Origin of the sequence: Hyphobacterium vulgare (genome assembly GCF_042643335.1) — a bacterium.
In the GTDB taxonomy this organism is placed as follows: Bacteria; Pseudomonadota; Alphaproteobacteria; order Caulobacterales; family Maricaulaceae; genus Hyphobacterium; species Hyphobacterium vulgare.
The window spans coordinates 63,459-86,221 of the sequence record NZ_JBHRSV010000005.1 but is presented as its reverse complement, the minus strand read 5'-3'; the positions used below and the strand labels follow the sequence as shown (position 1 = coordinate 86,221).

General features: G+C 60.3%; 22 protein-coding genes and 2 pseudogenes. 10 read left to right on the top strand and 14 right to left on the bottom strand.

Annotation, left to right across the window (positions count from 1 at the left end; translation table 11 throughout):
* Nucleotides 1-85: 85 nt before the first annotated feature.
* The 11 genes and pseudogenes from ACFOOR_RS05905 to ACFOOR_RS05855 form a co-directional block, all read right to left on the bottom strand.
* The gene (locus ACFOOR_RS05905) at nt 86-3,238 is read right to left on the bottom strand and encodes an efflux RND transporter permease subunit (protein ID WP_236956562.1); all 3,153 of its coding nucleotides are present in this window, start codon (nt 3,236-3,238) and stop codon (nt 86-88) included.
* Between the two features lie 8 nt (nt 3,239-3,246).
* Nucleotides 3,247-4,497, bottom strand: a complete 1,251-nt coding sequence (locus tag ACFOOR_RS05900) for an efflux RND transporter periplasmic adaptor subunit (protein ID WP_236956563.1) — start codon at nt 4,495-4,497, stop codon at nt 3,247-3,249.
* A gap of 5 nt (nt 4,498-4,502) precedes the next feature.
* Complete coding sequence (locus tag ACFOOR_RS05895; protein WP_236956564.1) at nt 4,503-5,762, bottom strand: TolC family protein; 1,260 nt, start codon at nt 5,760-5,762, stop codon at nt 4,503-4,505.
* A gap of 56 nt (nt 5,763-5,818) precedes the next feature.
* Nucleotides 5,819-6,178, bottom strand: a complete 360-nt coding sequence (locus ACFOOR_RS05890) for a hypothetical protein (protein ID WP_236956565.1) — start codon at nt 6,176-6,178, stop codon at nt 5,819-5,821.
* Nucleotides 6,179-6,287: 109 nt separating this feature from the next.
* A pseudogene (locus ACFOOR_RS05885) lies at nt 6,288-6,869 on the bottom strand (NAD-dependent epimerase/dehydratase family protein); the annotation flags it as partial.
* Nucleotides 6,778-7,269, bottom strand: a complete 492-nt coding sequence (locus ACFOOR_RS05880; RefSeq protein WP_236956567.1) for a response regulator transcription factor — start codon at nt 7,267-7,269, stop codon at nt 6,778-6,780. The gene ACFOOR_RS05880 and the pseudogene ACFOOR_RS05885, both read right to left, overlap by 92 nt.
* Before the next feature lie 88 nt (nt 7,270-7,357).
* Complete coding sequence (locus ACFOOR_RS05875; protein ID WP_236956568.1) at nt 7,358-7,699, bottom strand: PepSY domain-containing protein; 342 nt, start codon at nt 7,697-7,699, stop codon at nt 7,358-7,360.
* A gap of 402 nt (nt 7,700-8,101) precedes the next feature.
* Entirely contained in the window at nt 8,102-9,532 is a 1,431-nt protein-coding gene (gene merA, locus ACFOOR_RS05870; protein WP_272906960.1) for a mercury(II) reductase, read from the bottom strand.
* A gap of 73 nt (nt 9,533-9,605) precedes the next feature.
* Entirely contained in the window at nt 9,606-9,668 is a 63-nt protein-coding gene (locus ACFOOR_RS05865; protein WP_236956665.1) for a hypothetical protein, read from the bottom strand.
* Between the two features lie 107 nt (nt 9,669-9,775).
* A complete protein-coding gene (locus ACFOOR_RS05860; protein WP_236956569.1) occupies nt 9,776-10,111 on the bottom strand; it encodes a cation transporter in 336 nt (111 codons plus the stop codon).
* Between the two features lie 23 nt (nt 10,112-10,134).
* A complete protein-coding gene (locus ACFOOR_RS05855; protein ID WP_236956570.1) occupies nt 10,135-10,533 on the bottom strand; it encodes a mercuric transporter MerT family protein in 399 nt (132 codons plus the stop codon).
* A gap of 78 nt (nt 10,534-10,611) precedes the next feature.
* Between ACFOOR_RS05855 and ACFOOR_RS05850 the strand changes: the two genes are divergently transcribed.
* A complete protein-coding gene (locus ACFOOR_RS05850; protein ID WP_236956571.1) occupies nt 10,612-11,025 on the top strand; it encodes a MerR family transcriptional regulator in 414 nt (137 codons plus the stop codon).
* A 141-nt stretch (nt 11,026-11,166) separates the two neighbouring features.
* Here the strand turns inward: ACFOOR_RS05850 and ACFOOR_RS05845 are convergent, their stop codons facing one another.
* Nucleotides 11,167-13,014, bottom strand: a complete 1,848-nt coding sequence (locus ACFOOR_RS05845) for a P-loop NTPase fold protein (RefSeq protein WP_343165386.1) — start codon at nt 13,012-13,014, stop codon at nt 11,167-11,169.
* Between the two features lie 141 nt (nt 13,015-13,155).
* On the opposite strand from ACFOOR_RS05845, the pseudogene ACFOOR_RS05840 reads away from it, so the two are divergent.
* Nucleotides 13,156-13,653: pseudogene (locus ACFOOR_RS05840) on the top strand (integrase core domain-containing protein); the annotation flags it as partial.
* On the opposite strand, the gene ACFOOR_RS05835 reads toward ACFOOR_RS05840, so the two are convergent.
* Nucleotides 13,645-14,097, bottom strand: coding sequence for a hypothetical protein (locus tag ACFOOR_RS05835; RefSeq protein ID WP_343165385.1), 453 nt, complete (start codon nt 14,095-14,097; stop codon nt 13,645-13,647). The pseudogene ACFOOR_RS05840 and the gene ACFOOR_RS05835 sit on opposite strands and share 9 nt — an antisense overlap.
* A gap of 214 nt (nt 14,098-14,311) precedes the next feature.
* Complete coding sequence (locus tag ACFOOR_RS05830) at nt 14,312-15,211, bottom strand: GIY-YIG nuclease family protein (protein ID WP_343165384.1); 900 nt, start codon at nt 15,209-15,211, stop codon at nt 14,312-14,314.
* A gap of 446 nt (nt 15,212-15,657) precedes the next feature.
* Between ACFOOR_RS05830 and ACFOOR_RS05825 the strand changes: the two genes are divergently transcribed.
* The 8 genes from ACFOOR_RS05825 to ACFOOR_RS05790 all read left to right on the top strand — a co-directional run bounded on the left by ACFOOR_RS05825 (nt 15,658) and on the right by ACFOOR_RS05790 (nt 22,728).
* Nucleotides 15,658-16,653, top strand: coding sequence for a hypothetical protein (locus tag ACFOOR_RS05825; RefSeq protein ID WP_343165383.1), 996 nt, complete (start codon nt 15,658-15,660; stop codon nt 16,651-16,653).
* 64 nt (nt 16,654-16,717) lie between these two features.
* Complete coding sequence (locus ACFOOR_RS05820; RefSeq protein ID WP_343165382.1) at nt 16,718-18,034, top strand: site-specific DNA-methyltransferase; 1,317 nt, start codon at nt 16,718-16,720, stop codon at nt 18,032-18,034.
* Complete coding sequence (locus tag ACFOOR_RS05815; RefSeq protein WP_343165381.1) at nt 18,024-18,494, top strand: DUF5681 domain-containing protein; 471 nt, start codon at nt 18,024-18,026, stop codon at nt 18,492-18,494. The genes ACFOOR_RS05820 and ACFOOR_RS05815 overlap by 11 nt, the downstream gene beginning before the upstream one ends.
* Complete coding sequence (gene terL / locus ACFOOR_RS05810; protein WP_343165380.1) at nt 18,491-19,912, top strand: phage terminase large subunit; 1,422 nt, start codon at nt 18,491-18,493, stop codon at nt 19,910-19,912. The genes ACFOOR_RS05815 and terL overlap by 4 nt, the downstream gene beginning before the upstream one ends.
* 60 nt (nt 19,913-19,972) lie before the next feature.
* On the top strand, nt 19,973-20,170 hold the full coding sequence (locus tag ACFOOR_RS05805; protein WP_343165379.1) for a hypothetical protein: 198 nt from the start codon (nt 19,973-19,975) through the stop codon (nt 20,168-20,170).
* Nucleotides 20,171-20,297: 127 nt separating this feature from the next.
* On the top strand, nt 20,298-20,552 hold the full coding sequence (locus ACFOOR_RS05800) for a DUF3489 domain-containing protein (protein WP_343165378.1): 255 nt from the start codon (nt 20,298-20,300) through the stop codon (nt 20,550-20,552).
* The gene (locus tag ACFOOR_RS05795; RefSeq protein ID WP_343165377.1) at nt 20,552-21,010 is read left to right on the top strand and encodes a DUF2924 domain-containing protein; all 459 of its coding nucleotides are present in this window, start codon (nt 20,552-20,554) and stop codon (nt 21,008-21,010) included. Before ACFOOR_RS05800 ends, ACFOOR_RS05795 begins: the two co-directional genes overlap by 1 nt.
* Nucleotides 21,007-22,728, top strand: a complete 1,722-nt coding sequence (locus ACFOOR_RS05790) for a recombinase family protein (RefSeq protein WP_343165376.1) — start codon at nt 21,007-21,009, stop codon at nt 22,726-22,728. Before ACFOOR_RS05795 ends, ACFOOR_RS05790 begins: the two co-directional genes overlap by 4 nt.
* The last annotated feature ends 35 nt before the right edge of the window (nt 22,729-22,763 follow it).

Below are 22,763 nucleotides of genomic sequence, written 5' to 3'. Positions count from 1 at the left end.
GCGCCGCCCGCCGCATTGCGGCGGCCGGCTTCAGATATGGCCGCGATCAGAATGCCCGAGATCACAGCCTTGATGGCGGCCCAAATCATGCCGGTCTTTCCACCACGGCCCGCCGTGCAGTCACCATTCCTCGGACGATTCTGAACAAGGCCGGGACCACGAGCAGCGTTAGAATGGTCGACGATATGATCCCGCCGATCACGACGGTCGCAAGCGGCCGCTGTACTTCCGCGCCTGGACCTACGTTGAACGCCATCGGCACAAAACCGAGGCTGGCAACAAGAGCGGTCATCAGGACCGGCCGCAGGCGTGTCATCGCACCTTCGCGGATCGCGGTGTCGAGTGGTGTACCCCTGTCCATGAGGGCCCGGATAAAGGTCAGCAACACCACGCCGTTCAGCACCGCGACGCCGGACAGGGCGATAAAGCCGATGCCGGCGGAGATTGATAACGGCAACCCCCGCAACAACAACGCTGCAACGCCCCCGGTAAGGGCCAGCGGCACCCCCGAATAGACGATCGCCGCATCGGAAACGGACCGGAATAGGGCCAGCAGCAGCAGGAAAATCAAACCCAAGGCGATCGGTACGACCAGGCTCAGCCTGTTCGCTGCCGAGATGAGCTGCTCGAACGTCCCTCCGTATTCGACCCAGTAACCCGAAGGTATATCGCCATCCTGCTCAACCCGGCTGCGTACATCGGCGATGAAGGATCCGAGGTCGCGACCGCGAACATTGGCCGTCACGACGATGCGCCGCTTGCCGTTCTCCCGGCTGATCTGGTTCGGACCGATTGTCAGGGTGATGTCCGCGACTTCGGCGAGGGGAATAAAGCCGTCGGGTCCCGTCCGGCTGCCGGGCAAGGGAATGTTGAGCCTGCCCAGGCGATCGATATCGGTGCGTTCCGACTCCGGCAACCGGACGATAATGTCGAACCTCCGGTCGCCTTCAAACACCTGGCCGGCAGGGGAACCCGCGAGTGCCGTGCGGACCACCGATTGGACGTCATCGACGCTCAATCCGTATCGCGCAAGGGCGTCCCGGCGCGGCTCGATCTGCAGCATGGGCAGACCGGTGGCCTGTTCGAGAGAAACATCGCTGGCGCCTGGCACGCTTTCGATCAGCCCTTCGAGCCTTTCGCCGATCTCCAGCAAGGCGTCGAGATCGTCGCCGAAAACCTTGACGGCGACATCGGCTCGAACGCCTGACAACAATTCGTTGAACCGCATCTCGATCGGCTGAGTGAATTCGTAGTTGTTGCCTGGAATTTCCTGAACTGCGCTGTTCAGTTCCGCGACAAGATCATCGCGCGAGCGTCTTGGGTCCGGCCATTCGGACCGGGGACGCAGCAGGATAAAGGTGTCTGCCACGCTCGGCGGCATCGGATCGGTCGCCACTTCTGCAGTACCGATCTTGGAGACCACCCTTTCCACTTCAGGGAATTCCCGGATCCGTTCTTCCAGCGCGACCTGCAAGGTCAGGGCCTGGCTCAAACTGGTTCCCGGAATGCGCAAGGCGTGAAGGGCGATGTCCCCTTCGTCGAGTTGGGGAATGAACTCGGTTCCCATCCGGGAAACAGCAACTCCCCCTAAAGCGACGAGCGCCACAGCTCCCGCCACCACGACCCAGCGGAACCGCAGAGCGAAGTCGAGCGCAGGCCGGTAGATCGCCGATGCGCTACGAATGACGACGTTCGGCTTTTCCTCGACCTTGCCGCGCACAACCATCGCCACGGCAGCCGGGACGAACGTCAGGGACAGCAACATCGCTGACGTCAATGCGAACACCACGGTAAAGGCCATGGGGTGGAACATTTTCCCCTCGACACCCGTCAGGGCAAAGATCGGGACATAGACAAGGGTGATGATCAGAACCCCGAATAGCGACGGCTTGATCACCTCGGCCGCAGCAGCAGCTGTCTCGGCAAACCGTTCATCGCGGGTGAGAAGGCGGCCAAGCTCCGATTGCCGGTGCCCGATACGCCGCAGGCAGTTTTCGACAATGATCACGGCCCCGTCGACGATCAGGCCAAAGTCGAGCGCACCGAGACTCATTAGATTGCCCGACACGCGGTTCTCGACCATCCCGGTAATGGTCATCAGCATCGATAGCGGGATGACGAGTGCCGTCAGAATTGCGGCCCGGACATTGCCAAGCAGCACAAACAGCACAACCACCACAAGGAGCGCGCCTTCGACGAGATTTTTCTCGACCGTCTCGATCGTCCGGTCGACCAATTCCGTCCGGTTATAAACTTCAACGGCTCGAACCCCGTCTGGCAGGGCGCGGGCAGCTTCTTCCAGTCTCTCGCTGACGGCTCGGGCGACCTCGCGGCTGTTCTCGCCCATGAGCATGAAGACAGTCCCGAGCACCACCTCTTCACCGTTTTCGGTGGCGGCGCCTGAACGCATCTCCTCTCCAAGCAAGACATCGGCAATGTCGCCGAGGAGGACCGGCCTGCCGCCTGGATTGGCAACAACGACTGATCTCAGTTCGTCGATTGTCCGCGTCTGGCCAGGCGAGCGAATGACAAGCTGCTCGCCATTGTGTTCGATGAATCCGGCACCGGAGTTGGCGTTGTTGTTGTCGAGCGCCGCGGTGATGTCGTCGAAGGTGAGGCCTAGAGCTGCCATGTCGGCCGGTCGCGGCGTCACGTGATACTGGCGCACGAATCCGCCAATGGTGTTCACCTCCACCACCCCGGGGGTACGCAGAAGCTGTGGCCGGATGACCCAGTCCTGAAGCGTCCTGAGGTCCTCGGCGGTCCATTCAGACCCGTCATCACGGGTGGCTCCGGGCTCGGACTCGATTGTGTACATGAAAATTTCGCCAAGCCCGGTAGCGATCGGACCCAATTCGGGGGTCACCCCTTCGGGAAGCTGGCCACTCACGGCCTGAAGCCGTTCATTCACCAGCTGGCGGGCGAAATAGATGTCGGTCCCGTCTTCGAAAACGACCGTGACCTGCGACAGGCCATAACGAGATATCGAACGCGTATAGGCGAGATTGGGCACACCCGAGATGGCCGTCTCGACAGGGAAGGTCAGGCGTTGTTCTGCTTCAAGCGGGGAAAACCCCGGTGCCTCCATATTGATCTGGACCTGAACATTCGTGATGTCCGGCGTGGCATCAATAGGAAGTTTGTTGAAATTCCAGATCCCCAATGCGGCCAGTGCGAACACCAGAGCCAGGACCAGCCAGCGATACCGGATGGATTGTCGGATAATGGTTTCGAGCATGATTGATCCTAATGGTCGTGGCTGGCGCCGGACTTCAGCACGTCAGCAGTGATCAGGAAGGCGTTCTGCGAGACATAGGCTTCACCGGGTTCGAGCCCGCCGAGGACTTCCGTCATTTCCGGCGTGCGTAGCCCGAGTTCGAGCATCCGCACCTCATAGGTGTCGCCGACACGCGCATAGACGACGGTAAAGTCGCGGAAACGCTGTAGGGCGTCTGTTCGTACGGCGAGCGGAACCTCGGCAACCCCGGTCACAATGGCGGCCTCCACCGCCTCACCGGCTCTCCAGACACCGTCGGGATTATCGAGATGAACATGCGCGATGGCGCGCTGGCTCACGGGATCCACTGCTGGAGAAATGAATTCGATCTCTCCTTCAAAGGTCCGCTGGCCGTCGACGCTGGTCAGGGTGACAGGATGACCGGCAGCAATACGGCTCATGTCGCCAGGATACAGGAACAGTTCAGCATGAAGCTGGGTTGGGTCGGCAATTTCAAAGAGCGGACCATCGCCCGTCGGGCCGCCATTCGTTGCTGGACGTGCCATCACGATGCCGTTGATCGGCGATGTGACCGAGTAGGTCTGAAGGCTGTCGGTGGCGGTGATCCGGGCCAAGGTCTGTCCCTGGGTGACCCGGTCGCCGATCGTGGCGTTCAGCGAAACAATCCGGCCTGGCAACCAGCCGCGGATCTCGGCATGGGCTTCGGGCCGAAGTTCGATCACCCCGTAAACACTTGTGGTTTGCTCAAGCCTTGCTGGTCCAGCAGGCTCCACGACCACTCCGGCAGCATCGGCCTGAGCACGGGAGATCGTCGTGCGACCTTCAAAGGACTCGAACGACCATTCACCAACTGTGTCGCCGAAATCGGCTCGCACATGGACCTCGAAAGAGTGCGGCTCGGTCACGACTCCATCGCCGCGGAGATAGTCCTGCACGGGCCTGAAGGTAAACTCATCGTCGCGCCCACCCAGTCGTGACAGCGTGATGCTGGCATTGACGGTTTGCGGGTCGATCGGCGCGTTGTCCCGATAGGCGTAGAGCCTGAATTCCGGGTCGACACCTTGCTCGAAGATCGTCAGTTCCAGTGCATAGCGTCCCTCGCGCAGCATCCGGCCATTGTGAGGGCCCCGTTCGTATTCTGACGCACCAATCGCAGTATGGTCTGGGTCACTGCTCGACGGGTTATCGGTTCCGCAAGCCGCGAGAGCCAGCACAGGTGCCGCGACAAGCGGCATAAGAAAGTGAAAGGATTTAATCATTGCATTCAGTCCTGTTGCGGGCCGGCTGGACGGGGGCTGGCGTAAAGTCGAAGAAGGTGAATGTCGGCCTCGTGGAGCGCCTGGAGAGCATCGACACGGCGCGAGCGCGCGTCGGCAAGGGCGCGCTGGGTATCGAACACGTCGAGGATTGAAAACACGCCGCGCTCATACCCGGACCTTGCCGACCAGAGCGCCTCCTCCAGGGTCGGGATGACCGTTGTCTCAAGCGACAGAACCTCTTCAGCAGCCGAGACCCGCCGGGACCGGTTCAGTTCCTCATTGCGCTCCCAGTCGCGAAGGGCGGCCGATATCCGGGCGTCTGTGGCCTGCGCTGCGATCCGGGCGCTTTCAATCTCGGCCCGATTGGCATTCCACACCTGAAGCGGGATCGCGAAACGAAATCCGACGGTGAGGTCATCGGTTGAGGCAAGATGCCGCCCGGTCAAGCCGACTGTCGCGTCGGGGATGGCACGAGCGGTCTCAACTTGCAGCCTAGCGTCGCGAATGTCGCGCTCGGCGCGCAATCGGCGAAGGTCGGCTGTCTCCAGAGCCCGTCCTGGCGCTGGCGCTTCGCCGCGAGTGAAGAATGACTCCAGTTCTACAGCAGGTGCTTGTGAAGCCGCCCAATAGGATGCAAGCCCGGAAGACTGGCGCAAAACCTCCCGGCGGGCCGCCTGGACATCTATTTCAGCTTCAGCAAGACGTGCAGCCACACGGCTTCGTGCCATCACGGGGTCCCGGGCGGCCTGGACACGGCGTTCCACCACCTCAGCGAATGACGCGACCGCCTCCCGGCGGCCGATCGCGACTTCGAAGCGTGCCGTAGCCGCCTGAAGCGCGACGAAGGCCAGTTCGACATCGCGGACCAGGTCCGCTTCGAGGCTCGACTGTGCCAATGCCACCGCACCGAACTCGCGTTGCGCAAGACGAACGCGCGCCTCCGCATCCCCGCCGCGTTCTAAAGGCTGCAAAAGGGCGACCGACGTTTCGCCGGCATTGAGAAGATAGTTTCCGGCCGTTCCGGCGATCGTGTCGGATTCAATCTCGAGCGTGGGATTGGGCCGGAGGCCGGCACCTGCGATCAGGGCGCCGCTTGCCTCGGCTTCCAGCGCGGCCGCTTCGATTCCGGGCGCATTGGCAAGGGCAAGCGAAACCGCGGCTTCGCGATCGAACCCGGAAGTTGGTTCTTCCAGGGAAAGGGCCGGCCCCGATAGGGATACCGCACCCAGCAGGGCGCACAGACGCGCCCGTTTGACGATGTTCATGTAGATTCCTGCTGACTGAACGAAAACAAACCGGCGTCGACGCCGGGCGGTTCAGATCAGAGGAGCCGGGGTGGCCGTTTCAGTGCCTGGCGGCCAGCATTGCGCGGCGCATTCGGGGAAAAGAGCGCGTGGGTTGCGGCTTCGCGATTCCTTGCAACCATCCAGCCGCCCTGAATGACATGCGGCACGACATCGCTCAGGACGTGAACATGAAAATGCGCCGCACGCGTGGCTCCGAGCGTATCGGTATCGACTTCGTCCGAACCGATCTGCTTCTCGTGATGCGTTTCAGCATGCCGCAGGGAGGCCGCATGGCCGGTATCGACGTTTTCCGAATGCGCGTGGGCAGCAGACATCGTTCCGGGACCCATAAGGGCCACGGTCAGGATGATAATGCTGACAATCAGTCGGACCACGAAACACTCCCAAGTGCGAACGATACGCAACTAATGACCTGCTGGCAAACCTTCAAAGTCAGCTGATGGTCGGGTGGTCACTTGGCAGGATTTCAGCATCTGAAATGTCCTAGGACACCGCCTTCAGCGGTGACGGGCTCTGGTCCGCCTTGCGCGTCTCGTTCCAGTAGGACACGCACGGGACCTTCGAGCGGTCACAACGGTCAGCGTATTTGCGTGCGACATCCGTCACTTCTTCCATCAAGCCGGCTTCCAGCGTGATCGGCTTCAGGCCCATCGACAGGAAGGTGTCGTTCTCGACATGGAGGTCGTTCTCGTCGGCCTCGTTGCGCGGATTGGGCAGGTTCGCGATCTCTGCGCCTGTCATCCCGGCAATCATCCGCGCCAGATCGCGGACGCGGTGCGTCTCGGTCATCTGGTTCATGATGCGGACCTTCGCGCCGGTTTTTGGCGGGTTCTCAACCGCCAGCTGGATGCAGCGCACCGTGTCCTGGATGTGGATGAAGGCGCGCGTCTGGCCGCCCGTGCCGTGAACGATGAGGGGGTGGCCGACGGCGGCCTGCATCAGGAAGCGGTTCAGCACCGTGCCGTAATCGCCGTCAAAGTCGAAGCGGTTGATCAGCCGTTCGTCCTTGCGGGTCTCCTCGGTCTGGGTGCCCCAGACGATGCCCTGGTGAAGGTCGGTGCATCTCCAGGTCAGACACCACAAGCTTGACCGCCTCGCTCGACAGGCCGGGACGTCGTCCCAGTGCATTCAGCCGAGCGGCCAGTTCGGAAAACGCAAAGGGCTTGACGAGGTAATCGTCCGCTCCCGCCTCAAACCCCAACACACGGTCGTCAACACCGCTCACAGCGGTCAGGAAGATCACTGGCGTCTGCTCTCCGCTGGCCCGGAGCGCCTTGAGAATGGACAATCCGTCCATACCCGGCACCATCCGGTCGAGAATAATCACGTCATATTGGCCGCGGCGCGCGAGCGCGAACCCGTCCACGCCATCATCGGTGACGTCGACGGAATGGCCCGCGCCGATCAGACCGGCGTGGACGTAATCGCGTGTTACAGCGTCATCTTCGACGAGCAGGAGTTTCATGAGATCAACTTAGCGAGAGAGGGCGTATCCGGCGATACCGCGGGGGGGACGTTCAGGAAACCGCCGGATACGCACCGGTGGTGCTGCGTCAGCTGCGGTCGCCTCCGGAATCACGTTCATCGTCCTCGATTTCGATCACTCGCAGAACTGCGCTGTCGATAAGGACTTCGATCTCGCGGCCATTGCTGTCGAGCAGTTCAACGGCAAAAACGAATTGCCCGTCCTCTTTCTCGAATTCAGCCGAAATGGCGCGAGCGCCTGTCTCGCTTTCAGCAAGGGCGATCGCTTCGCTCAGGCTGACAGCGGCATTGATGAAAGCCTCATGTTCCGCATGGTCATCGACGGACCACATGTCGTTCGCGGCCACCGCCGGCGCGGCAACAAAACCGGCAAGCGTGAGAGCCAACAGGAAGCGTTTGGGGGAGGTCATGGCGGGTCTCCAGTTTCGATTTTCGAGAGCAAATCACGCTCGAACGACATTGGAGCTAGACGGTTCGTCTCGACCGAACCTCGCGTCAATTATACTTTTTTTGTAAATTGACAATCGGAACTGCCGTGTACCAAATTTTGATCTCTTACATAACCGAATGAAAAACCGTCCCCGGAAGCTGATCGTTGGCGCTAAGCGTCAACTATTCCAATCGGAACATCAACGGGAGTGCTGCGACTGTCAGACTTCGGTGGAGGCCGCAACGTTAGCCAGCCAGTAAGAGCGCCCTTTTCGTTTCAAAGGGAACTGCAAACTTCCCTGCTAAATTTCCTCCCCCAAGGAAACTAGGAAAGTCGGTCAACACATCCGTCCACGCCACTCGGAGCTCGTTTGATTTAGAGCTCAACCCGCACAGCAGGAAAGCTTTGCTACATCCTTGTCGAAAGTTTGGGCGGCAAGCTTCAATCCTTCCACTGTGGTGAGATACGGAAAGATCGTCTCACCGAGCGACTTTGCGGTCATGCCCAACTTCAGCGCCATGGCCAGTGTCTGAATGCTGTCAGCGCCTTCATGGGCAAGGATCTGGCCACCGAGCAGGCAGTCGGTCCTGGCGTCGGCCACCAGCTTGATCAGCCCCCGCGTGTCGCGGGCGGCCAGCGCGCGCGGCACCGCGTCGAGCGGCAGGACGGAGGTCTTGACCGCGTGACCGGCGGCCTTCGCCGCCTCTTCGTTCAAGCCCACGCCCGCCACCTGCGGGTCGGTGAACACGACCCACGGCATGGCGCGGTTGTCGTAGGCGAGGCTGTCGCCGTTAAGCGCGTTGAGAGCGGCGAGTTTGGCCCCATAGGCCGCCATGTAGACGAATTGGTCGCGGTTGGTCACGTCGCCGGCGGCGTAGACGCCGGACTTGGACGTGCGCATCCGGTCATCGACGACGATGGCGCCGCGATTGTCCTGCTCAATGCCGGCGTCGGCGAGGCCCAGTGCTTCGGTATTGGGCGTGCGCCCTGTCGCGACCAGAAGCCGTTCGGCCGTCAGCTCGATCAGCCTGCCGCCCTTCTTGACGCAGACAGTGACGCCGCTTTCGTCTTCATGGCAGGCATCGTAGGCGATGCCTCTATGAAGGCTGATGCCCTCGGCCCGGAACGCGTCCGCCAGAGCTGCGGAGATCTCCGGCTCCACCTGCGGCAGCAGCCGGGAGCGGCAGATCACCGTCATTTTCACACCCATGCGCGCCATCATCTGGGCGAGTTCGGCCCCTATATAGCCGCCGCCGATGACGATCAGGCTCTCGGGCAGGTTTTCCAGTTCCAGCAGCGTCGTGCTGGTCAGGTAGTTCACCTTGTCTATGCCGGGAATGGGCGGCACGGCGGGCCGCCCGCCCGTGGCGATGATGGTCTTGCCGGCGGCAATGGCATTGCCGTTGACGATCACTCCGGCCCCGTTCAGCCGGGCCTCACCTTCCAGATAGGTAATGGTGTTGTATTCGGGCAGGAGGTCCGCATATTTCTTCTGCCTGAGCGTCGAGACGAGGTCGCCCTTGGCGGTGATCAGACACCGCCAGTCATTCACCTGCGCGTCTCCGGTCAGACCCGGGAAGCGCCCCGCCGCCCGCGCGCCATGCAGCGCCTCGGCGGCCCGGATCATGGTCTTGGAGGGTACGCAGCCGACATTGACGCAGGTGCCGCCGATGGTGCCATGGCCGATCAGCGCTACGTTGGCACCCTGTTCGGCGGCGGTGATGGCGGCGGAAAACCCCGCCGAGCCGGCGCCGATGACGGCGACGTCGCAGGTCGCTTTGGATGATTTGGTCGGGACGCAGCAGTCCGCCATGTCAGGCTCTTTCCTTGTTTGTCTGAGGGCTTGTATCGCAACAGGCCGCTGCGCGCTTGCGCCGCCACTGGCCTTAGGCTGTCAGACCGGCGAAGTCGGCGAGCCCGGGCTGCGGCATGAAATCCAGCCCGCTCACCCAGGCCGACGGTCCAAGCGCACCACGGGCAATGACCAGCAGGGGACTCGCTTAGCAGATGGCGGCAATGGACGTGCCAATTATGATCGTGGCGTCCCTCATCTGGCTCAGCCGTGGACCAAGGCCGGATAGCCCGCATTCGTGGACGCGGCGGCGATGGCGTCCACGCTCGTGACCGATGGGTCAAAAACCACCGTCGCCGTTTTGGCATCGAAATCAACGGTCACCGACTGCACGCCGGCAACCCCCTCCATCGCCCTTTTGACGGTGATCGGGCAGAGCGCGCAGGTCATGTTGTCGATAGCGAAAGTGGCGGTTTGTGCGGTCGCCACCGGTTGGGAAGCGGACTGGGCGGCGGCGGAGGTCGCGGCGGGTACGGCTGCCCAACCGGTTCCACCGAGGACCAGCAGGGCGGCGGCGGCGGGGATAAGGGATCGTTTCACGGAAGTTGCTCCTGTTTTTGGGATCAGTAGAAAAGTGGCGCCCACCAGTTGATGGTCAACGCGAGCAGGACGATGACGGCGGAGAGCCAAAGAGCGGTCTTGGTGATGACGGCCGACTGCGGCTTTGCGCAATAGCTGCCCTCCACGCAGGCGGGCTTGGCCTTGAAGTAGACCTGCCGGAAGCCGAGGCCGATGAAGACCAGAGCAACGCCTGCAAAGTACGGCTTGTAGGGCTCCAGCGCCGCCAGGTTGCCGATCCACGCCCCGGAAATCCCGAGTATGACGAACAGCAGCGGCACCACGCAGCAGGTCGAGGCCAGAATGGCCCCGACCACGCCGCCAGCCGCAAAGAGTTTCTGCTTCCGGTCTTCAGCGTGGTTCTCAACTCGCAATGGCCGGGCTTCCGCTTCGGTCGTGCTCATGCGTCGTCATCCTCGCTTTCGTGCTGAAAGGAAGATAAGGTCTGTAGCAGCTACAGGCTCAAGACGGTTTTCGACACTATGAGCGATCACGGTTCCGGGAAGGGATTGAAGCGCGCGCAGCTTGCGCGGCAGACGGGCTGCAATCTGGAGACCATCCGCTATTACGAGAAGATCGGCATGATGCCGGAGCCGCCGCGCACGGCGTCAGGCTACCGCGTCTATGACGAAGCCCACGTCGCGCGTCTGCGCTTCATCCTGCGTGGCCGGGAACTCGGTTTCTCCATCGAGGAACTGCGCGGACTTCTTCGCCTTGTCGATCGAGGCACTCAAACTTGTGCAGAAGTAAAGGCGGTGACACAGCAACATCTTGCCGCTGTGCGGGCTAAGATCGTGGATCTAAAGCGCATCGAAAAAGTGCTCGCAACTACAGCGGCTCAATGCTCAGGCAAACAAGTGCCCGAATGTCCCGTTCTTGATGCACTCGCAACTTAATATCAGGACTCAACGAATGAACGAAATCGGCTGAATTTATAATCGCGACATCACTCACTGACTGCACGCGCCCATCACCTCACCGTTGTAGAACTTTTCTAACAAGTGACCCTCCGGGGACACATAATGAAAATTATGCGCCTATGCCTCTCTGCTGGCGAATCGCTCCGCGTGCTCCCGGAACCAATATTCGAGACGCATTTCAGACAATTTACGATATGGCGGAGACAGCTTCTCCGCCCGCTTCATCAGCTCGACACGCAGCTGCTCGAGCCAAGGAATCTCCAGGTCCAACGCAGAATCATGGCTTTGCTGGTGTCGTTCCCTGAGTGCCCTCAAAAGCCGTTCGTTGGGCTTACCATCGATCAGCACGAGATCAGCAAAATCAGCGACCACGATGTGGTGAAGGATCGCAACCCCCGCATAATTGCCGTTATCCAGGCCCCATTTGTGCAGCATCTGCGCGTCTTCGGAATCGTCCTGCAGTCGCTTGAGTAGAATAGGGGCGCTGGCTTTCATCGTTCTTTCGAGCGCGCGCTGCGCTGCTTGCTTCACGAGCGCGCGTATTGAAGCGAATTCAGGCGTATCCGCCTCGTTATAACCCAAGCCCGCGTAGGAGCCCGCAGCGTGTCCGAATAGATCGGGAGCTGTCTCGAGCGTTTCGGTCGTATCGAGATCGGCCAAGTATTCAGTGAAATAGTCCTCTACCGTGCGACCGTCGAGAAGGTCGTCGCCAAATTTCTTGAGCCGGATGGCGCTACCGGCGGCGTGCAGGATCTGCCCAGGGTGCGTGATCTTTCTCTTGGCAAGGTCGTCGACGAAGCGTGCCCGGGCAGCGCGATAATCACTCTCCGGATGATCGTACCAGCTCCACATGAAACGCCATGCCGGCACTTCAGCATAACCGACAATAGCGGGATGTCGCGCGATATGTTCGTTGACTCTAACGACATCGACAGTACCGCTGGAGAAGAGGTCGGCGAGATGATCGGGGCGGATGATCGGATCGTCGAACGCGACATGCTTATAGCGCATTCGTAGATCCGACGCCCGCTTCTGCGCATCGGTATCGTTGTTTGAACCGGCACCGGACTTCAATCGCAGCCGGATGTCGATTTGAAGGTTGCGCAGCGCATTATCATCGAGGGCATTGCTGCGGAACTCGACGCCGAGAGCGACCATGTGGAGCAGAAGCTGGCCCATGGCATCTTCGCTCTCGCTCAACCGGGGGTCCACAAGGGTTACGATACGCTCGTAATCCAGGAGCACAGCACGCAGGCTGCGGAAGTTCGGGCGTCCAGAGGCAGCGAATGTGGTGAGTAGTCGATCACGGTTGACGGCGACCGCCTTCAGCACCTCGGGTATCTTCAGCCGACTTGTGAACGCATCCAGCACCTCGCCCGGATCGGAGCCGACCTTAATGGTCTTCCCCACCAGTTTTTCTTTGCGTCCCTTGTACTCATTCTTCTGCCCTTCAGTGATGTCGTCCTCGCTGGCAACGACAATCACCTTGAGCTTGTAGTGCTCAACGAAGCGATTGATGAAACCCATCACCTCGACCAGCGGCAGCGGCGAACGTTCGAGATCATCAAAGACTAGGATTCGGTCTTTGAGATTGAGCGTCATGCTTTCGAGCAGAGCAGCATTTTCTTTTGGGTCGAGGCTCAAGCCGACAAGCCCGCCGAGCTTGGACCCGACGCTGTTGATCAGCTTGACCGCCTTGCCACCAAGTACCGGATGAGCTTTTTCGAACATCTGGGTCGTGATGTCGGAAAGTTCGCGAATGCCGAACAGCGACACATGGATCAGCGGATCCTTAGACTCCGCATCCGTCTTTCTTGCTTCCGCAAAGCGGTCGCGGAAATAGGTTTCGACGAAGTGGCTCTTGCCGGATCCCCAAGGACCTTCGAGGAGCACCGCGAACTCAGGGTCACCATCTAGACCGAGATAATAATCGAGAAATTCCCGCGCGTTCGCATTGCTCGTCACGATAACCCCTTCGTCATCAGTTCAGTCTCCGGGAGGGCACGTCGACTGTTTTGCCAGTCTAACGCTAGAAATACTCCCCCAATGAGGGTGAATGCGATTCACGGCCCCTTGAATTATATGTGACTGCCTCACGCGCCTGCGCGGCGCTTCCGGATGCTGGGTGTCATCGACGATTACACGCGGGAATGTCTCGCGCTGGTGGCGGACACCTCCCTGTCAGGCGCACGCGTCGTCCGAGAGCTTGACCGCTGTATCCGGCTCTATGGCAAGCCCGAGACCATCGTCTCGGACAATGGCAGTGAGCTGACCAGCCGGGCCATCCTCGAATGGCAGAACCAGACTGGCATCGCCTGGCATTACATCGCGCCGGGCAAGCCCCAGCAGAACGGCTTCGTAGAGAGCTTCAACGGCAAGCTCCGTGACGAGTGCCTCAACGAAGAGGTGTTCGACAGCCTTGCTCACGCCCGCCAGGTGCTCGCGCGCTGGCGGCACGACTACAACCACCACCGGCCCCACTCATCCTTGGGCGGGCTAACGCCCGCAGCGCGCCGGTCGCTCGAGCTATCCGAGAGCTCCGCTCCCGGCGCGCTCGCCAGACCTCAACCCATGCCCTATGAAAGGCTCAGACTCTCAAAATAAACGAGGGACGACAGGGTCGCAGGTCAGTTTGATAATAGGCGGATAAGCGTCGAACTGAAAAAGCTCGTCGTCTCGGGCTTTGAGATGAGCCCGATCCGCTACTGTACCGAGCTTGTTTGTTACGTAGCGTTCATGTTCTTCCCGCCAAGAAAACAATCGGGCAGCGCTATAGGAATCTGCGTCGCCATCAATTTTCTTATGACAGTTGCGGCAAAGCCAAATCGCGTTGGTGATCTCCGCACGAGCTAAATCACTCATCGTCGACACATAACGAGCGCTCGACGGCCGGGCGCCGCAAATGTGCGCGGCTTCACCGATTGTCGTTGACGAATTTGCCTTGGAGTTCGGGCCGACAGTCATAGCCCGGCAATCGGGGTTTGAGCATAGAAAAGCCGCTCGTTTCCCTAAATTTTCAATGGTTTTTAAACTGAAATCGGGCGGCATTTTCGACCTCGGTCTGCACCCGTCTTGCCATCAACGTTAGATGAAGAAAGTGACTCGAATCTGGATCTTGAGATCAAGTCCGATCTCAAGACGTTCTTATTCGTATTTTGCGAAGGAACAAAAAAGCACGCTCCGTCTTCCTAGCTTAATCACCACTCAGAAAGGATGATTGTTCGGCTTGCAACCAGTTCGGCTGGCCGTAGACAGAAGGGACCTAGTCCAACTCTTCGGCTCTCTCCGCTTCCCAATCACCATAGTTGGTTCCAGCAGCTGTTTTCCAAACGGCACGACCGTTGATACTACCACCGTAAACGACCGAAGCAGCTGCGGTGGCGGAGGGGAATGCTTGGTCTGTGGCGAAGGATAAACCGCCTTGGTCCTCAGTCAGAATTCCACGTTCAATCAAAAGATTTCTTGTAGCCTTCACGCCCGCCGAAAGCGACGCGTTCTCAGTGGCGCGAGCTACTGAACCTTTTAGCACTAAAAACTCACCGTCCGCAGCGAGTTTCATGCGCGCGGAGTACCCGCTACCGCTCATGGTAAAGCAGTTTTCCGGCCCATGAATATTCCCCAACGCCGAAGAAGCGGTGATTTTGAAAACATCGAAACCCAGCGCTCCGCATAGTGTTTTCGTTTGATCGATGAACTCTTCCATCGCCGCCGCTTCGACAAGCGGCAGTTTGCCAGCGAACTCCGGTCCTTGAGTGTTTGCGACTCGCCACCGCGGGTTCCCAGACGCTTCGCCGATCAAGCGCGCTTCAATGTACCGGGCGTGGGACTTCGTGAGGCTTTGATCCTTGCTCGTAAGTACGACTGTGTCTGACCAAAAGGGATGTAGGTCGTTGCCCCCTCGAGCCGAGGCGTACTTGTTGATGCGGGCAGAAACATTCTCCGATTCCCCAACGTAGACGCGGCGAGTTCCATCATCAGGATCCAAATCGCCGATGAGAATGTAGACACCCGGCCGACCGAGCTCGTCGAAGAGACCCCTTGCCTCTTTCCATTGACTGCGCCGAAAGGCCATGGCGTGAATGGTCGACATGGCGATTTGGGCAGTGCGAAAGCTGTCAGGATCACCGTCGGGCAGAAAAATACTGATGGACCTGGGCTTCATCGAGTCACCCAGCACTCACCACAGAAATCGATGAATTCAAGAAGCATGACGACCGTCCCCCAAGGCCTGAGGCTCGGCCCTGGCGTCGGGCCGGTCGTCACATCACGGGCTACGTGTGTGCTCGCGTATTTCCCGAAAAGCAGATGATCAGTCCGCTCTTTGGTCGGGTGTTCTATTCGGCGAGCGACCCGACAGAGCGGGACGCCCGTGAATGTGACGACGTGCGAGACCATGAACGGCACTTGAAACATCGTCAATGAACCCGGCAGCGGCGAATGGTCCGGAGGCGACAAATCGAACCCAAACGAGCGATAAGAGGTTGCTCACGATTCTGTTTGGCATTGACTGAAAACCGATGATCCGTGAGGCACCTTCGCGCCAAGTTTGACTCACCGACGGCTTGGGCGGTATCCAGTAGATGTTTTTGTTTTGTTCTGGAATTGCCCATGCCTCCCGAGCCCGCCAACCCCGATCTCGACGACTTCAGCTCGCCGCCGATCAATTTTGATCCTTGGCCCGACGCCGACGGGGAAATCGAGCTGGCGAACGTGCAAGGACAGATTGGGTTGTCGCTTGCCATGTCGGGCCTTGTCCCAGACGGAGAATTGCTCGATCTCGTCGGTCACATCGTCGGTTATGGTCGTAAGGAGGCCTACGAGAGAGACGCTAAGCACTCAAGCAAACAGCCTGGCCGGGAGCACGGCCTCCAAAGCCAGAATGTCGCGCTCCACCTAGTTTCCAGCGCTGCGTCATCGATTTTGAAATGCCTCGGGGAACTTGATGAGGGAGACCGTCAGCTCCTGACCCGAGACCTTCAACTCAGTCAGAACGCCATCGGCATCTATCTGCCGACCATCCACGCTTGCAGGGCTGTCGCCGATCGAGCCAAGTCGCTCCTGTACGAAGCGAAGTGCGCGAGCGAGCCCGATCTTGAACAGTCTCGCCTTGAGCGAATCACTCAGATTGCAGAGGACGCGACCTGGATCGAGCTCAATCTCATGGCTTTGGGCAGAAATACTGAAGACAAGCTCTACGCCAAGGTGTGCGATCTCCTACATCCAGAGAAGTGCGACCGTGGACCGGTCCGACGTTCATTTATAGGGCATGCAGAACCTGGAACCTTCGAATGGGCGCTCGAAGTCTTCGAAAAGGCGGGCAACTCGGCGAAAACGAAATCGCGGGGAATTGCGCCCCGAATGGCCGCACTCGAGACCGTGGAACGCTTGTGCCGGGTTTGGGAGCAATACTCTGGCGAACCTGTGACTTATTCGCCTGACCTCGCGGGCGCACCGTCTTCGAAGGCGGGAATGTTTGTGACGCGAATCATGAAGCTCGTTGATGAAAAATACACCGACCAACAGATCGCCGGATGGATGAAAAAGGCCGCAAAGAAGCTAAGGTCGGAACGTGAATCGAGGCCCAAAAAGTCCGGTAAAAAGTAATCCAGTGCGGAGCGGGATTTTTTGTATTTTCTAAGGGACGCCCCAACGAAAGGAGGGGGCGTCTATGAACCAGAAAATCACGATTCGAGTTGAAGACGTTCCGCTCAACTCCCTCACCATCCGCACCACCAACCCCCGTACCCACTCGAAGGAACAGATCGACCTCTTGAAGCGGTCGATCACCGAGTTCGGCTTCACCACGCCGCTTCTTGTCGATGACGAGAACCAGGTAATCGCCGGCGCGGGCCGCCTGATGGCCGCGCGCGAGCTCGGGCTTGAAGTCGTTCCCATCATCCGGCTGTCGCACCTGACCGCGGAGCAGGTCCGGGCCCTCGTCATTGCTGACAACCAGATCGCCGCCCGGGCCGGGTGGGATCTTGATCTCCTTCGCGTCGAACTGTCCGAGCTCGAGGTGGCCGAGTTCGATCTCGAACTTCTCGGTTTCGAGACCGCGATCTTGGACCAGTATTTGGCCGTCGACCACGGTGGAGGCAGAGACGAAGCGGGTGAAGGTGGCAACGTCGCCCCGCCGGTCTCTCGCCCTGGCGATGTTTGGGTGATTGGACCCCATCGCCTCGGCATCGGCGACATCCGCGAGCCTGATCTTCTCGCTCGGGTTCTCGGTGGACGTTCGGTCCGGATGGTTCTGACCGACCCGCCTTACAACGTCCGGATCAAGGGTCATGTCCGTCCGAACAAGGCGAATGGCCACGACGAATTCGCCTTCGCATCTGGCGAGATGAGCGAGGAAGAATTCATCACCTTCCTGGTCGAAACGTTGACCCCCCAGCTCGGCGCGCTCGTGGATGGTGGGCTGGCCTACAGCTTCATCGATTGGCGTCATGCCTTCGAGCTCAACCGGGCGGCGTTTCGGCTCAGCCTGACGCCCATCAACCTGGCGGTTTGGGTCAAGTCGAATGGCGGCATGGGCTCCCTTTACAGGTCCCGTCACGAACTTTGCGCGATCTACAAGAAGGGTGGCGGCAAGCACGTCAACAATGTCGAACTCGGTCGGCATGGTCGGAACCGCACCAACATTTGGCAATATTCCGGCGTAAACGCCTTCGGCGAGGGCCGCGAGGAAGCGCTTGCCGATCACCCCACGGTGAAGCCGGTCGACATGCTGGCCGATGCCATCCTCGATGTCACCAAGCGCAAGGACCTCGTCCTTGACGGGTTTGCGGGGTCGGGCTCGACGATTGTGGCCGCTGCGCGCACCGGCCGGGTCGGCGTTGGCGTCGAGTATGAGCCGAAATACGCCGACGTCGCGCTGCGCCGCCTTCGCGCCGAGACCGGGGAAATCCCCCGCCTCCTTGAAACGAATGAGAACTTTGACGCGATCGCGGAGCGCCGTGTGACGGAGGCGCGCGATGACGGATAATCCGAACTCGGACGAAGAACCGGTCGGCTACGGACAGCCGCCCCGTCATAGCCGCTTCCAACCCGGCCAATCGGGCAATCCCAAGGGCCGGCCGAAAGGTTCGAAGAATGTGGGCAGCATTTTGCGGCGCCTCCTCGATGTCGAGTTCCCCGTAAGCCAGCGGGGTGTCGAAACGACCAAGTCGACGCGTGAGATCTTGATTCAGCGCCTGATCGAAAAGGCCGCGCGCGGGGACCGGAAAGCGACCGAGTTCATTTTGAAATTGGATATGGAGCTCGACGCTATCGACGCGCTCCGGGAGGCGTCGGACAAGTCCCGCGAACTTTCCCCCTCGCTGAAGGACGTCTTCAAGGCGTTTCTCGAGCGCGAAACCGCAGAGGCGAAGCGATCCGAACATCGGTCGGGTGAAGCCGAATCCGATGTAAGCGGCGGCTCCGACGAAGAGGGGGAAGCGCCATGACCGATACGAACCTCTATACCGTCGGCACTTTCGCCTTGGCTTTAAGGGAGAGGTTCGACTTCTTTCTCGAAAGGGCAGCGAACGAGATCCACCCGGACGGGAGTTGGTCACATGCCCCCTATCTCGATGTCCTTGCCAATCACGTCATGCGAATCGAGCAAGGCGATCCGGACTATCGTCAGAGCTATGTGAATGCGCCGCCTCGCTCGGGGAAATCATTCGTACTGACGGCCGCTCACTCGGCCTGGAGGATTGCGCGAAACCCACGCGCGAAGATCATCATCGCGAGCTACTCGATGGAGCTTGCGAGAGAGCACTTATCTGGCGTTCGGAAGATCCTGTCTGCTGAATGGTTTCAGATGTGCTTTTCAGAGGCCGCACTGAAGTCCGACAAGTCCGATAAGGTCGAGACGCGGCTCGGCGGCTTTGTCCGCGCCACGTCGGTCGAAGGGCTCCTCACGGGCATCGGCGGAGACCTCATCATCCTTGATGACGTGATCAAGGCTGAGGACGCGCTGCGCCCCGAAGCACGACAGCGAATTGTCGACTGGTATCGCTCAACCGTTTCGACCCGGCTGAACGATCCCAAGTCCGGCGCCATTCTCGTGGTCATGCAGCGCCTTCACGTCGAAGACATCACGACCTTTCTTCGGGAAACCGGCCGTTGGACCGAGTTGAGCCTCCCCCTGATTGCTTCGAAAACGGAGAGGTTTCAGCTCTTGAGCGGCCGGATGATTAACCGCCAGAAGGGTGAAGTTCTTGATCCCGAGCGATTTGACCAGCACTGGATCAAGAACCGCAAAAACGAGATGGGGACAGCGATGTTCGCTGCCCAGTATCAGCAGAACCCTGAACCCGACGCGAACGCGATTTTCCGAAAGGAGTGGTTCAAGACCTACAAGACGGCTCCTGAATCCGGGTGGATTACGATCTCGATCGACACCGGCATCAAGATCGGCCCGGACAACGACTATACGGTTGCTGAGGTCTGGTGCGAGTTTCGGGATGATCACTATCTCATTGATCTCGTCCGGACGAAATTGGAGATGCCGGGCCTGTTGGCGCTTGTTCGCCAGCTCAAGGAGAAATGGCGTCCTGACAGGATCCTCGTGGAAGACGCGGGAAGCGGGACGTCGCTTTACCAGTCGCTGCGCAGTGAGATGCGGGGATACTTGAAGACCGTCACCGCTGCACAGGACAAGCAGTCGAGGGCACTCTCATGCGTGAACCTCATTGAATCCGGCAAGGTTTGGCTTCCCGAAAGCGCTCCTTGGCTCAAGAACTTCCGCGCTGAAGTTTGCAATTTTCCGAACGGGAAGCATGACGACCAGGTCGATGCGATGACCCAACACCTCAACTACGCGATAACCCACAGCCATCAATCAACCTCGTGTGGAGGCTCGATGCAGGTCTGGTGAATAATCGGACCAGCGTCTTTCCAATGGACTGATCGACCGGACTTCACCTTCCGTGGAGGCATGGCCGATCACGTCCAGAAACGCTTCGCTGATTTGACCGCCGCGCTCGAAGACGCGGCCGGCCTCGCCTCTGATGGACAAGCCATCGGTCTAGGCAAGGCGAAGATCGACTTGCTCGTCTCCCAGATCGAGATCCACCTCGAACGAGCAAGATCCGCCGTTCGCGCGATCCGGCGGCTCGTCGCCAACCTCGACTGATCTCAATTCGTAGAAACGACTGGACTTCGCGCGCCGCGCAAGCGTCAGTCATCGACGCCGCCCGCCACTGCCGGGCTCGTGTCAGTAGGGGCTTACCCGCTCCTCAAACACGAGAAAGGCAAAACCCATGACTGAAGCGAAGACCCAGGCGAAGAAGACGAAGGTAGTCACCAAGTCGGCCCAGCTCATCGCCCTCCTCAAGACCAAGACGGGCGCTGATGTCGCCGCCCTCTCTGAAAAGCTTGGCTGGCAGACCCACACGGTGCGTGCCGCGCTGACGCGTCTTAAGCAGGCCGGCTATCCCTTCGAGAAGACCAAGACGGGAACGCCGCCGCGGACCTTCTACCGGATCACCGGCGAAGCGGCGCGTTCGGCGAGCTGATGGCAATCTCCGCTTCCCTCGACCTGAAGGCACGCCTCGCCGAGCTGGAATCCGGCTCGCGCGAGGCGCTGCTCCCGGTCTGGCGCGAGGTGATGAAGCGTCCCGTCCCGCGGCGCATCAGCCGGGAGATGCTGGTGCGCGTCCTCGCCTGGCATATCCAGGCCCAGGCGATTGGGGGCTATGACACCTCGACCCGGCGGCGCCTCAAGCAGGCCGCAATGGGACGCGTGACAGCGCCGGCCTCTGCGAGCCTCAAGCCCGGCGCCAGGCTCGTGCGGGAGTGGAACGGGATCTCGCACACGGTCGACATCGTCGATGGCGGTGCGGTCTGGCAGGGCCAGCGCTATCGCTCGCTCTCGGCGGTCGCCCGGGCCATCACCGGGGCGCGCTGGTCCGGGCCTCGCTTTTTCGGCCTTGTTCATCGCAAAGGAGACGACAAAGCGGAGGTGGCGCCATGACCGAGCGCAAGACGGTCCGCTGCGCCATCTACACCCGGAAGTCCTCCGAGGAAGGCCTAGAGCAGGAGTTCAACTCGCTCGAGGCCCAGCGCGAGGCCTGCGCAGCCTATATCGCGAGCCAGAAGGGAGAGGGGTGGAAGCCGCTACCCACGCGCTACGATGATGGCGGGATATCAGGAGGCCATCTCGACCGGCCGGGGCTTGAACGCCTCCTGGGAGATATCGAGGCGGGGAAGATCGACATGGTGGTCGTCTACAAGATCGACCGCCTCACCCGGTCGCTTGCCGACTTCTCCCGCCTCGTTGAACGCTTCGAGGCGAGGCAATGCGCCTTCGTCTCGGTCACGCAGGCCTTCAACACCTCGACCTCGATGGGGCGTTTGACGCTCAACGTCCTTCTTTCCTTTGCCCAGTTCGAACGCGAGGTCACCGCTGAACGCATTCGCGACAAGATCGCGGCCTCGAAGAAGAAGGGGATGTGGATGGGCGGCCAGGTCCCGCTCGGATACAGGGCAAAGGATCGATCCCTCATCATCGATCCGGCCGAAGCCAGCCTCGTGAAACACATCTACCGCGTCTACGTGAAGACCCGATGCTTAAGCGAGGTCGAGGCGCGCCTTGAACGCGAAGGTCACCGAACCGCCAAGCGGACGCTCAAAGATGGACGCGTGGTCGGGGGAAGGCGCTTCTCGCGCGGCCACATCCACCGCATCCTGACGAGCCCGCTTTATGCCGGGAAGATCGCGCACAAGGGCGAGATCCACGAAGGCCGGCACGAGGCCATCATCGCGGAAGCCGATTGGCATCGCATCCAGGACCTTCTCCAGGACCAGGCCGTCATCCGGAGGCGCAAACCGCGCGGGTCACCGGTCAAGACAGCGCCAAGAGAAAGCTCCCCGCTTCGCGGCAAGCTCTTCGACGAGACCGGCGGCCGGCTAACGCCTTCGCACACCAGCATCCGTGGCAAGCGGCTGCGCTACTACGTCTCGCGTAAACTGGTCACGCGGTCGGTGGGCGCGGCCACCGAGAAGGAACGTACTGATCAATCCTCGGTGGGCACGCCCACCAAAACGAAAGGCTGGCGCTTGCCGGCTATCGCGCTCGAATCCGCCGTCGCGAATGCTATCGCGGTCCACATTAAGAAGCTGGCTGGATCCGCACGCCTCCTCAAGAAACCAACCCCTGCTGGACTGGAGGCCATCACGGCGGCAAGCCAATCACTTCAGGACCTGCTGAAGCAAGACCGGTCCGGCTTCATTGGCGCGCTCGTCCTTAGGGTCATGATTGTTCCGGGTCAGATGACAATCGACATCAACCGCGGTGGGCTCGCCCACCAACTGGGTGTCGGAGAATCCGAGATCAATGAAGGGGTCACGACCATCAGGTCTGCCTTCCAGCTGAGGCGTCGCGGCATCGAAGCGAAGATCGTGACCGGGCTTGATCCATCCGAGATCGATCAAGTCCTTGCCCGCGAGGTGACCCGTGCCATCACCTGGCGCCAGGAAATCGAGGCGGGGCGGTCTCCGAACGAGATCGCCAAGGAAATGGGCTGGTCGACCGCCCCCCTTCGCAAGCGGATGAAGCTCGCCTTCCTCTCCCCGAAGCTCATCGCGGCCATCCTGGAAGGCCGGCAGCGCGCGGACCTCTCGGTCAATTCCCTGATCCACGGCGAGATCCCGGCAAGCTGGGCCGAGCAGGAACGCCGGTTCGGCGACTAAGACGCCGCTAATGCCGATCGCATTTCCCTGATAAT

Bases quoted from the DNA above. Each gene is read 5' to 3' on its own strand.
- ACFOOR_RS05905 (WP_236956562.1), bottom strand. From the start codon at position 3,238: ATGCTCGAAACCATTATCCGACAATCCATCCGGTATCGCTGGCTGGTC.
- ACFOOR_RS05900 (WP_236956563.1), bottom strand. From the start codon at position 4,497: ATGATTAAATCCTTTCACTTTCTTATGCCGCTTGTCGCGGCACCTGTG.
- ACFOOR_RS05895 (WP_236956564.1), bottom strand. From the start codon at position 5,762: ATGAACATCGTCAAACGGGCGCGTCTGTGCGCCCTGCTGGGTGCGGTA.
- ACFOOR_RS05880 (WP_236956567.1), bottom strand. From the start codon at position 7,269: ATGAAACTCCTGCTCGTCGAAGATGACGCTGTAACACGCGATTACGTC.
- ACFOOR_RS05875 (WP_236956568.1), bottom strand. From the start codon at position 7,699: ATGACCTCCCCCAAACGCTTCCTGTTGGCTCTCACGCTTGCCGGTTTT.
- merA (WP_272906960.1), bottom strand. From the start codon at position 9,532: ATGGCGGACTGCTGCGTCCCGACCAAATCATCCAAAGCGACCTGCGAC.
- ACFOOR_RS05855 (WP_236956570.1), bottom strand. From the start codon at position 10,533: ATGAGCACGACCGAAGCGGAAGCCCGGCCATTGCGAGTTGAGAACCAC.
- ACFOOR_RS05850 (WP_236956571.1), top strand. From the start codon at position 10,612: ATGAGCGATCACGGTTCCGGGAAGGGATTGAAGCGCGCGCAGCTTGCG.
- ACFOOR_RS05835 (WP_343165385.1), bottom strand. From the start codon at position 14,097: ATGCCGCCCGATTTCAGTTTAAAAACCATTGAAAATTTAGGGAAACGA.
- ACFOOR_RS05830 (WP_343165384.1), bottom strand. From the start codon at position 15,211: ATGAAGCCCAGGTCCATCAGTATTTTTCTGCCCGACGGTGATCCTGAC.
- ACFOOR_RS05825 (WP_343165383.1), top strand. From the start codon at position 15,658: ATGCCTCCCGAGCCCGCCAACCCCGATCTCGACGACTTCAGCTCGCCG.
- ACFOOR_RS05820 (WP_343165382.1), top strand. From the start codon at position 16,718: ATGAACCAGAAAATCACGATTCGAGTTGAAGACGTTCCGCTCAACTCC.
- ACFOOR_RS05815 (WP_343165381.1), top strand. From the start codon at position 18,024: ATGACGGATAATCCGAACTCGGACGAAGAACCGGTCGGCTACGGACAG.
- terL (WP_343165380.1), top strand. From the start codon at position 18,491: ATGACCGATACGAACCTCTATACCGTCGGCACTTTCGCCTTGGCTTTA.
- ACFOOR_RS05805 (WP_343165379.1), top strand. From the start codon at position 19,973: ATGGCCGATCACGTCCAGAAACGCTTCGCTGATTTGACCGCCGCGCTC.
- ACFOOR_RS05800 (WP_343165378.1), top strand. From the start codon at position 20,298: ATGACTGAAGCGAAGACCCAGGCGAAGAAGACGAAGGTAGTCACCAAG.
- ACFOOR_RS05795 (WP_343165377.1), top strand. From the start codon at position 20,552: ATGGCAATCTCCGCTTCCCTCGACCTGAAGGCACGCCTCGCCGAGCTG.
- ACFOOR_RS05790 (WP_343165376.1), top strand. From the start codon at position 21,007: ATGACCGAGCGCAAGACGGTCCGCTGCGCCATCTACACCCGGAAGTCC.